Raw genomic sequence first — 9,365 nt, forward strand, 5'->3', positions numbered from 1 at the left:
ATTTTTATTTAGCTCTGAATTCCCACATTTAGGGCATTTAAGACCTTTTTTAAATCTACCTTCCAAAATTTTGTCTTTTCCCTCTTTTTCATCATAAAAACCTAAATTATATAAATTTCTTAATTTTTCTTGAGCTAACGCTATAAAAGAGCTCATTTCCTCTATATCTAAATTATCTACCATTGATCTAACTTTTTTAGAACTAAACATATTTGAATGTTGTTGTCGAAACATAATGCACCTCTTTCTAATTTTAGTAATTCATAATAGAAATATCTAATCTTGAATATTCTTACTTTTATATAAATTCTTGGATATATTATGTCCAAACAAAATCTATTTCATACATAACCTCACAAAATCATTTAACATATTTACAATGGTTCTAAGCTAAGTATATGTATAATAAATCTTATTTTATTTCTTCATCTTTTCAAAAAAATAGTGCATGTCAAAAATAAGTTTGACATACACTAAAAAATACAATCAACTATCTATATTGTCCTCTGATTTCTTTTGATTTTTTAGGCACTTACATGTCTGATGTGTACCAATACTAGCTAGACCGCTTATCGCGCCTGCCATAAATGTTTCTGGCGAAAAATTTTTATTTATCATAATATTTAACACTGTACCTAAAATCAATAGAATCAGCGGAATATATTTATTTGGAATAAAATCCAAGCTATTTTTTATAACATACCCAACACACATACAAAATGCGATGATTATCGGCACCATATATTGAGTATACTCACTTAAATCCATAAAATCACCTCTTGTAACATATTATTCAGAAAATAAAAATAATGCTACTTTTAAAGCGAATATTTGACAAATAAAAAGCCAACAGATTTTCGTCCGTTGGCCTTCATTTTATATTTATTTTACAGTTCTTGTAATACTCTTAGATACATATCCTGTCTTACTCATTTTTATAGTCACAACTGTTTTTTTCTTTTGTTTAGGTATTGTAAGTGTATAGCTTCCTGTTGATTTTACAGTAGTTGATGAACCTATTTGTTTTCCGTTTACATATGCTCTAATAGTTGCTCCCTTTGATCCTTTACCAGTTACCTTAGTAGTTGTTGAATAAATGGTGCTAGCAGTAAATGTCGCTGTAAATCTCTTTAATACTGTCTTTGTAGCTGATTTTGAATAATAGCCTGATTTTGAAGCCACTACCTTGATAGTAGTTCCTCCTGATTGCTTTGGTATACTTATGCTGTATTTTCCAGCAGAGGAAGCTTTGCCTGAACCAATTAAAGCTCCGCTTGCATTGTAAACTTTAATTGTTGCATATGATGAAGCTGTACCAGTTACAACTGTATCAGAAGAATCTATAGTGTCTATAGTAGGTGAAGCCATATTCTTCTTAGTTGCTTTTACTGCTTCTAGGGCATTTACTCTTCCATAGCCTGTGAAGCTATCTTTTCCTGCTTTTCCTATATCGTCTGCTGTAGAGTATAAAGTTGATTTTATATCTTCTACAGATGCATATGGATTTTTAGATTTCATAAGTGCTACAACACCTGCTACTATAGGAGAAGCCATTGATGTTCCACTATCGTACATATATCTTTTTCCATTTGAATAAGGTATTGTACTGTATATCTCTCTTCCATAAGCTGATATATCTTTTCTAGTTCCGTAATTTGAATCATATGCCTTTTGATCGTCCTTATCTATATTTATTACAGATATACAGGCATCGAAGTCAGCTGGATAAAATTTCATAGTGCTGTTATCATTTCCAGCTGCACATACAGTAACAACTCCCTTAGCTGCTGCATCTTCAATAGCATTTTCTAATAATTTATCTTGCTTTTGATCATATGTACTATAGAAATTATCATCTACAAGTCTTCCTAAACTCATATTTATTACTTTAGCACCCTTTTCAACAGCGTATTTATATCCTTTTAAAATATCGCTTGTAAGGGCTGAAGCATCTTCACCACTTCCTACAAATACATTTATTGCTATTAAATCTATTTTGTTATTTCCTACACCTGCTATACCTGTAGAGTTATTAGTTGTAGCAGCTAATATTCCAGATACATGTGTTCCGTGATGCCAGCGGTCTTTTTTCAGATTAGTAAAACCATTTACAGCATCCTTTGCTAAGTAAAGATTATCTTGTAAATCTGGGTGATTTACATCTAATCCAGTATCTAGTACTGCTACTTTTACTTTTTTAGTGCTTATTGTATCTAGATAATCCCAAGCATCGTATATTTTTAATTTTTCTAAATAATACTGTCTGCTTGAATATTTATCATTTGTACTTGTAGTAGAAGCTGCTTTTGAGCTACTTGAAGATACTAGCTTATATACAAAGTTAGGCTGTACTGATTCTATACAGTCGCTGTCTTCGTAGTTTTCTAATGCCTTGGCTACAGTTTCTGAGTTAGATATATCTATTACTCCTACATTATCGTCGTTTACTTGATCGATTTCACCGTCTAGATTAGCAACTACAGCATCTTGCAAATCTTCATCGACATCATCTTTGAATTCAACGATTACTTGACCTGGCATATAGCCTAAGTCATCGATTTCGCTATCTCTTTCTTCTGCTGCCTTTTTGTAGTCTTTTATTATTTGATCAGCTCTTGAATCGATAGAATCTTTAAATTGCTCGATTTCTTCGTCTTTACCTTCATCGTAATAGTAATCCAAAACCTCTTTTACTGCATACTCAAAATTATGATCAAGCTTGTATTTGTTAACTTGTGATGCCACATAGTCACCCTCAGCTTTTTCTAAATCAAATTTTGCTTCTAATTGTTTTGATACTTTTTCCTTTTGTGCATTTTCTGCTTCGATTTTATTTTGCTCTGCATTTAAAGAACTTTTTTCTTCTGCATACGAATAAATTGTCCCTATATTAGGTAATACTAATGATAAAGATAAAAATAAAGATATAACCTTTTTCTTAAAAACCATCATAAGTCCCCCATTTTTAATTAAATTAATTTTTAAATACTATAAATATTTCCTTATTTATATTTATAATTTAGGAAAATATATTTTTATAATATCTATAAATTTATATTCAATTATAACATGAAAATAAGTTTATAAAACACTTATTTTTTTATATAACGATTTACAGTTTTGTAATTTTTTCCAAACGACAAATATATCCACTCTAATTGTTATAAATTTTACATTTTATTGAAAAAGATTGATAAAAATTTATTAATTTTTGATACTTTTTTGGATTTTTGTGCTAATATATAAATATATAGTTTTATATTTTTGAAAAATATATCTTCTATTAGATGTGTAATTTTCATGTATTCTCCCATCCCTACTGTTGATTTCAATGGTAGGGATAACCATTATAAGGAGTTTTTCGATTGTTTATTTTATGTGTATCATTAGTAGTTTCTTTAACAATTCTGATTTATTTAACTTATATTTTTATGCTTTGTTTTATTTTATAAGGATTGTCCTAAATTTATGGAGAGCTTGAATTTAGCTACTTATTATATAGGACAGATGATAATCGCACTTAGTATAGGATATATGTTTTAAGCAAAAAAAGATATCTAGCTGCTATTTATTAGATATCTTTTTTTATTTTTAATTTGTTTTTTTATATTCATCGTATTCGTATTTCGTAATTTTATACCTAGCATTGCACTTGTCGCACTGTACAATTGCACCGCCCTTGTATTTCATAAATAAAGACACTAAAGCTAACACTACGGCAAGTATTACAAAAACAGGAGCAATAGCTGAACCTATAGCCGGAATAAGAGAACATACTAAAGCACACACTAGAGAATAAAAACACATCTGCATAAAATTTTTAGAAGCACTGATCAATTTTGCATCATTTTTACATCGTTTACATTTTATAGTTTCATTAGCCATGATAAGCATCCTCCATTTTTAGTTAAAATTGATAAATATGATAATACTATATTTAATAATTCTATAAATTTATACAAATTCCCTCTATTATCGATCTATATTTTTTCTTCTGCAAAGATCGTTCTTTAGCATATCGTCAAATTTTATAGCAAAGTAGCTCAAAAATATCCATATAAAACTAAACAAAAGTGAAATCTGCCCATTTAAATTATATTTGAGATTTGAATAATCCCAAATTCCAAGCTTTAATTTAATATTTAAAATATATCCTGATACATACTCAATTAAAGTTATAATAACAGCACTCAGTATGCATTGTTTATACATTTTCATTTTCGGCGTGATATCATTTATAATTCCTGCAAAAGCCCCACACAATCCTCCGACTATTATCATAGACGGATGCGTGTGTCCCCTAAAAATCATCTCTATATTCGTATACACACATCCCATTATCACAACTATCAAAATTTCCTTTACAACAAAGTCCTTCAAATAAAATCCCCCTAACATATGTATTAGTTAATAATATGAATTTTTTCGATAAATAATTCTTTTGTGTTTGTATATTATTCAAAAATGTATTAACATTATTTATGGAAATATTTAGATAAAGGAGATAACCATGAATAAATTATTTATAAGAAATGCAACAATAGACGATTTAGATATTGTATATAATATAGAAGCTAAGTGTTTTCCAGAGGCAGAAGCTGCAACTTACGATGCTCTAAAAGAAAGACTCTCTGCTTTTCCAGAGTCATTTTTTATAGCAGAGTTAGACAAAGATGTAATAGGATTTGTAAATGGATGTTCTACAGATAAGCCAGAGCTTCCAGATGAACTTTACCACGATTTATCTATGCACAATCCAAATGGAGCTTATCAAACAGTTTTTGGACTTGATGTACTTCCCGAGTATCAACACAACGGATATGCATCTCAGCTTATGAATCATTTGATAAAAGTCAGCAAAGAAAGAAATAAAAAGGGAATTATCTTGACTTGCAAGGATCATTTGATTGGATTTTACGAAAGCTTTGGATATAGACATCTAGGAGTTTCAAATTCCACTCACGGCGATGCTAAGTGGAATGATATGTTATTAGAATTTTAAATTTATATAGATAAAGCTATGATTTTAAAACCATAGCTTTATTTCTTTTATCTACTACCTACGACTATTATAAAGCTTCTCGACTAAATTAACAGCCTCATACATAACCCATGCACAAACTGCTAAAACAAATACACCCATCATAACTATATCGAGCTTAAACACCTGGCTACCGTATACTATCAAATATCCTATCCCATTTCTAGAAACCAAAAATTCACCTACTATTACGCCGACCCAAGACAGACCTATATTGATCTTAGTTATATTTATCAAATTACCTATATTTGCAGGTAAAATTAGCTTGTTTAATATCTGGATTTTAGTTGCACCGAAGCTCTTTAGCATTTTTACCTTTTCCTCATCTACATTTATAAAATAATTATATGCAGACAAAATAGTAACAACTATGGAAATCGTCACAGCAGTAACTACAATCCCCTTCATATTAGCACCTACCCATACTATTATAATAGGCGCTAGGGCAGTCTTGGGAAGTGCGTTTAACACAACTAAAAATGGATCTAGAACCTTAGATAGCTTAGGCGACCACCAAAGCATAATTGCAATCAATATACCTAGACCTGTTCCTATAAATAAACCCCACACTGTCTCATATACAGATGTCTTCACGTGTATAAGTAGTTCTCCGTTGCCCATATATCTCATGAATAAATCGTATATTTCAGATGGCTTACTAAATAAAAACGTACTAATAACACCTCTATTAGCTAGTATTTCCCAAATCGCCATTAAAAATACCAAAAGTAATATCTGTATGAAAAATATTTTTACTTTTTCTATTTTTATATCTCTTAGATATTTTTTGTATCCTACAGAGGCTTTATTGTTGTTCATAATTATCTATCTCCTTCCATAGGATATCAAAATAAGTTTGAAATTTTGGTACTTTTCTACATTTAAAAGGAGTTCTGTCGTCTTTTAAATCCTCAAACTCAATTTTGTGCTCACTTTTTATAATAGAAGGTCGTTTTGAAATAACAGCAATTTTGTCGGACATTGCTATAGCTTCACTTATATCATGTGTTACTAGCAAAGCAGTCTTATTTTCATTCTTTATAATCCTATAAACATCATCATTTACCATAAGCCTAGTCTGATAATCAAGTGCAGAAAAAGGCTCATCTAAAAGAAGTATATCAGGGTCCACTGACAGAGTCCTAATCAGGGCAACCCTCTGTCTCATCCCTCCAGACAATTCCTTTGGATACATATTCCTAAACTCCCAAAGTCCATAAGTCTTCAACAAGCGCTCTATCCTCTCAATAGATTTCGCGTCCTTCCTTTTCATAATCTCCAACCCTATGGTAATATTATCCATTATATTTCTCCAATCCAGTAAATGATCCCTCTGAAACATATATCCTATCGTGCCGTTTATATCGACCTCCCCAGAAGTAGGCTCTAGTAATTTTGTCAAAATGTTTAAAATAGTAGATTTGCCACTGCCTGATGGTCCAAGTATTGAAAATATCTCGCCCTCGTCTACGTGAAAGCTTATATTTTTTAATACCTCCATCTCGCCATCTTTAGTGTAAAAATTTTTCGTCAAATCTTTTACTTCTACTATTTTCCCCATGTTGTCACCCCCTATAATTTACTTGGCATAGTTTATATTATTAAAATATTGGATGTTTTGTACCATAAATTAGATTAGTTTAGTAAAACTTTTTATTTTTATATATTTTTTAAAAATAAATTGTATAATATTATTAAATGATTCTTTGAATGCATAATAGAAAGCATTTTAATATAAAATTTAAAAATAAAGTAAAATTAGGGGGATAATTGTAGTGAAAAAAATATTAAGTATTATTTTATATTTTATGTTATGTCTTGGTCTTATTGGATGCAGTTCTAATAATTCTAAAACAACTGAAATTAGTTCTGTAGAAGAAAGTTCTCAAGAACAAAATGAAAAAACAGAAACTGAACAAAATTCTAAAGAAGATCAAGAAGAAAAGGATGAAGTTGAACAGGAAGAAAATAAAACAGTTGGATACAATTCGATAGGTACACCTAGTGAGCGACCTGTTATGAATGGTACAAAAACAGAAAGAATAGGAACATATCTTGATGCTGTTTGCAATAACGAATTTTTAACTGATGAAGAATTAATCCAATTTTATAAAGATTATGTTAAAGATACAGATTATAATTGGGTTCAATTAAGGTTTTCTGATGGTACAGGATTATATTTTTCTGATTGTTTTTTTACATACTGCACTTTAGATGTTGAAAATGGTATTAGTAATGAAAAAGGAAATGGTGTTATATACATAGAGAGTAATAAAGTTGAATATGAAGGAGAAGATTACACTAAATAGTATATTAATATATATTATCAAATAGCTATTTATTTTAAAGTTCTTGCAGAGCTTGTTGAATATAAATATAAAACCCCAAATAAAACATCAAAATTTAAAAAAGATTAATAAAGAGCAGCTATTAAACTGCTCTACTTTTATGGTATTAAATTATATAATTATTTTTAATCAAGATTATCTATAGCATATTGAGCTTGTTTTGCTGTAAATTGTTCACCATAATCTGATGTCAACTGGTCGTAAATTGCAGATTTAGACATATTCATAGATTCTTGATAATCCTTTGCTTTTTTCAATGCATTTTCTTTCCAGTTGGCATCTACATTATCTACAGCGTATTTTGCTTGTTTTTTCGTAAATTGCTCACCGTATTCTGATGTTAGCTGATCGTAAAGACCTGCCTTTGACATGTACATAGTATCGTTGTATTCCTGTGCCTTCTTCAACGCATTTTCCTTCCAATCGGCATCTACATTGTCTACAGCATATTTAGCAGCGTCCTTTGAAAATTTTTCGCCGTATTCTGATGTTAGTTGGTCATAAAGTCCTGCTTTAGACATATGCATAAGATCTACATATGATTGAGCTTTGTTTAATGCAGATTTGTATTCTGTTGGAACATCCTCGTCTTCTTCTGTATTTTCTTCTGAATCTTCGCTTTGACTTTCTGATGTATCTTTGTCTTCTGCTGCACTTGTTTCATTTATTTCCTCGCTTTTTTCTTCAGTAATTACTTTATTAGTTTCGGTAGCTACATTTGAATCCTCTGTATCGCCGCCTCCCACAGCTCCAACAATAACGATTACTACAATCAGCCAGAACCACCATTTCTTATAAAATGGCTTTTTTACTTTTTCATGTTTACTCTTCATTTTGTATCCCTCCACATGTTTTTTATTTACATTTATAATTATATCATAATTTTACAATTTGTATTAGTAATTACTATAATTCCATTTATTTACATTCGTATACTTATTTTTGTACAGGTGAAGGGGTTTTAATTTTTAATTAGTATTTTATTTTTTTGTATTGAATAATAATATTATATTTTGATTTTTGATAATTATTTTTTAATATAATTTCCTACTAGGATTTTATTTCTAAAATTAGAATAATTTACCTAAAACAGTATAAATTAACACAAATAAATTGTATAATATATTAATAAACAATCGAGGAGGAAGTTACAAATGACTAAAGAAGAATTAAACCTTATAACAGAAAAAGCATTCAACAATCTACTAACACAAAAATACTCTTCAGAAGAACTAATCAAACGCATAAACGAACTTACTGAAGAAAACGGGGAATTAAATCCAAATCAATTTGCAATGTTTTTATTCTACGAAAACCTAGAATTTACTAAAGATTATTTAAACGATATATTAAGCGAAATAATTTGCAAATAATAAATATTTTTATGGGGGAAGTGATTTAACGTGGTAACATATTCATTAAAATCTGAAAATAGCGATTATGAAAAATACTATTTTACAATAAAAAAACTTGGAAATAAGCTAATCGACGAAGCTTTAAATAAATCTAGTAAATACATAGATGACTTCAAGCTTTATTTAAAATCTAGAAATATTGAAGATCCAAAAGACAGCAAATACTACTCTATTGAGATTATTTTAATCGGAGTTTTATTCAGAGAATATAAAGATTACATTTTTAATTTTAAACCATACCTATCTCCCATATACAATATTTTAAATAAATCAAGAAATTCTAAATTTAAACCTCAAATCGATGTAATTCGCGGTAGGATAAATACTTCGCTGTATTCTAATCCTCAAAAATTAGATAATCCCTATACTCTAAATAATTTCTCGAGGTTAATTAAATGGTTAGATGCAACCTATGATTTTAAAGATGAAGTTTTGAGACTCAACATCTGGCATCAATTTTTAAAAGAAAAAGCTTCACAAACAAATTACATAAGAGATTTTTTTGACTTAACTGACGAGCTAGCTTCTTACCTAAAAAATATAGGAGATGAAAATTTAAAA

General features: G+C 29.4%; 11 protein-coding genes and 1 pseudogene. 4 read left to right on the plus strand and 8 right to left on the minus strand.

Features of this window, described 5'->3' with window-relative positions; translation table 11 throughout:
• The 5 genes and pseudogenes from SPD90_RS14370 to SPD90_RS14390 form a co-directional block, all read right to left on the minus strand.
• Positions 1–234: pseudogene (locus tag SPD90_RS14370) on the minus strand (hypothetical protein); the annotation flags it as partial.
• A 252-nt stretch (positions 235–486) separates the two neighbouring features.
• Entirely contained in the window at positions 487–768 is a 282-nt protein-coding gene (locus SPD90_RS14375) for a phage holin family protein (RefSeq protein ID WP_320625493.1), read from the minus strand.
• A 114-nt stretch (positions 769–882) separates the two neighbouring features.
• Positions 883–2,949, minus strand: coding sequence for a S8 family serine peptidase (locus SPD90_RS14380; RefSeq protein ID WP_320625494.1), 2,067 nt, complete (start codon positions 2,947–2,949; stop codon positions 883–885).
• Positions 2,950–3,591: 642 nt separating this feature from the next.
• Positions 3,592–3,885, minus strand: coding sequence for a hypothetical protein (locus SPD90_RS14385; RefSeq protein WP_320625495.1), 294 nt, complete (start codon positions 3,883–3,885; stop codon positions 3,592–3,594).
• Positions 3,886–3,972: 87 nt separating this feature from the next.
• A complete protein-coding gene (locus SPD90_RS14390; protein WP_320925687.1) occupies positions 3,973–4,380 on the minus strand; it encodes a putative ABC transporter permease in 408 nt (135 codons plus the stop codon).
• Between the two features lie 130 nt (positions 4,381–4,510).
• Here SPD90_RS14390 and SPD90_RS14395 point away from each other — a divergent pair, with 130 nt between their 5' ends.
• Positions 4,511–5,002 carry a GNAT family N-acetyltransferase gene (locus tag SPD90_RS14395; RefSeq protein WP_320925688.1) on the plus strand — a complete coding sequence of 164 codons (492 nt, stop codon included), beginning with the start codon at positions 4,511–4,513 and terminating at the stop codon, positions 5,000–5,002.
• Positions 5,003–5,056: 54 nt separating this feature from the next.
• Here the strand turns inward: SPD90_RS14395 and SPD90_RS14400 are convergent, their stop codons facing one another.
• Positions 5,057–5,860: an ABC transporter permease gene (locus tag SPD90_RS14400; protein ID WP_320925689.1), complete on the minus strand. Its 804-nt coding sequence runs from the start codon at positions 5,858–5,860 to the stop codon at positions 5,057–5,059.
• Complete coding sequence (locus tag SPD90_RS14405) at positions 5,847–6,602, minus strand: ABC transporter ATP-binding protein (protein ID WP_320625302.1); 756 nt, start codon at positions 6,600–6,602, stop codon at positions 5,847–5,849. Before SPD90_RS14405 ends, SPD90_RS14400 begins: the two co-directional genes overlap by 14 nt.
• A 247-nt stretch (positions 6,603–6,849) precedes the next feature.
• On the opposite strand from SPD90_RS14405, the gene SPD90_RS14410 reads away from it, so the two are divergent.
• A complete protein-coding gene (locus SPD90_RS14410; RefSeq protein ID WP_320925690.1) occupies positions 6,850–7,350 on the plus strand; it encodes a hypothetical protein in 501 nt (166 codons plus the stop codon).
• Between the two features lie 164 nt (positions 7,351–7,514).
• Here the strand turns inward: SPD90_RS14410 and SPD90_RS14415 are convergent, their stop codons facing one another.
• A complete protein-coding gene (locus SPD90_RS14415; RefSeq protein ID WP_320925691.1) occupies positions 7,515–8,222 on the minus strand; it encodes an Ltp family lipoprotein in 708 nt (235 codons plus the stop codon).
• A gap of 321 nt (positions 8,223–8,543) precedes the next feature.
• Here SPD90_RS14415 and SPD90_RS14420 point away from each other — a divergent pair, with 321 nt between their 5' ends.
• Positions 8,544–8,762, plus strand: a complete 219-nt coding sequence (locus tag SPD90_RS14420) for a hypothetical protein (RefSeq protein WP_320625304.1) — start codon at positions 8,544–8,546, stop codon at positions 8,760–8,762.
• Between the two features lie 30 nt (positions 8,763–8,792).
• The coding region (locus tag SPD90_RS14425) for a hypothetical protein (protein ID WP_320925692.1) at positions 8,793–9,365 on the plus strand (573 nt) is incomplete at its 3' end.

The sequence above is a fragment of the Intestinibacter sp. genome, assembly GCF_034113885.1.
Taxonomy (GTDB): Bacteria; Bacillota; Clostridia; order Peptostreptococcales; family Peptostreptococcaceae; genus Intestinibacter.

What these genes read in the sequence shown, in the direction of transcription:
- SPD90_RS14375 (WP_320625493.1), bottom strand. Translation starts at nt 768, where the DNA reads ATGGATTTAAGTGAGTATACTCAATATATGGTGCCGATAATCATCGCA.
- SPD90_RS14380 (WP_320625494.1), bottom strand. Translation starts at nt 2,949, where the DNA reads ATGGTTTTTAAGAAAAAGGTTATATCTTTATTTTTATCTTTATCATTA.
- SPD90_RS14385 (WP_320625495.1), bottom strand. Translation starts at nt 3,885, where the DNA reads ATGGCTAATGAAACTATAAAATGTAAACGATGTAAAAATGATGCAAAA.
- SPD90_RS14395 (WP_320925688.1), top strand. Translation starts at nt 4,511, where the DNA reads ATGAATAAATTATTTATAAGAAATGCAACAATAGACGATTTAGATATT.
- SPD90_RS14400 (WP_320925689.1), bottom strand. Translation starts at nt 5,860, where the DNA reads ATGAACAACAATAAAGCCTCTGTAGGATACAAAAAATATCTAAGAGAT.
- SPD90_RS14405 (WP_320625302.1), bottom strand. Translation starts at nt 6,602, where the DNA reads ATGGGGAAAATAGTAGAAGTAAAAGATTTGACGAAAAATTTTTACACT.
- SPD90_RS14410 (WP_320925690.1), top strand. Translation starts at nt 6,850, where the DNA reads ATGTTATGTCTTGGTCTTATTGGATGCAGTTCTAATAATTCTAAAACA.
- SPD90_RS14415 (WP_320925691.1), bottom strand. Translation starts at nt 8,222, where the DNA reads ATGAAGAGTAAACATGAAAAAGTAAAAAAGCCATTTTATAAGAAATGG.
- SPD90_RS14420 (WP_320625304.1), top strand. Translation starts at nt 8,544, where the DNA reads ATGACTAAAGAAGAATTAAACCTTATAACAGAAAAAGCATTCAACAAT.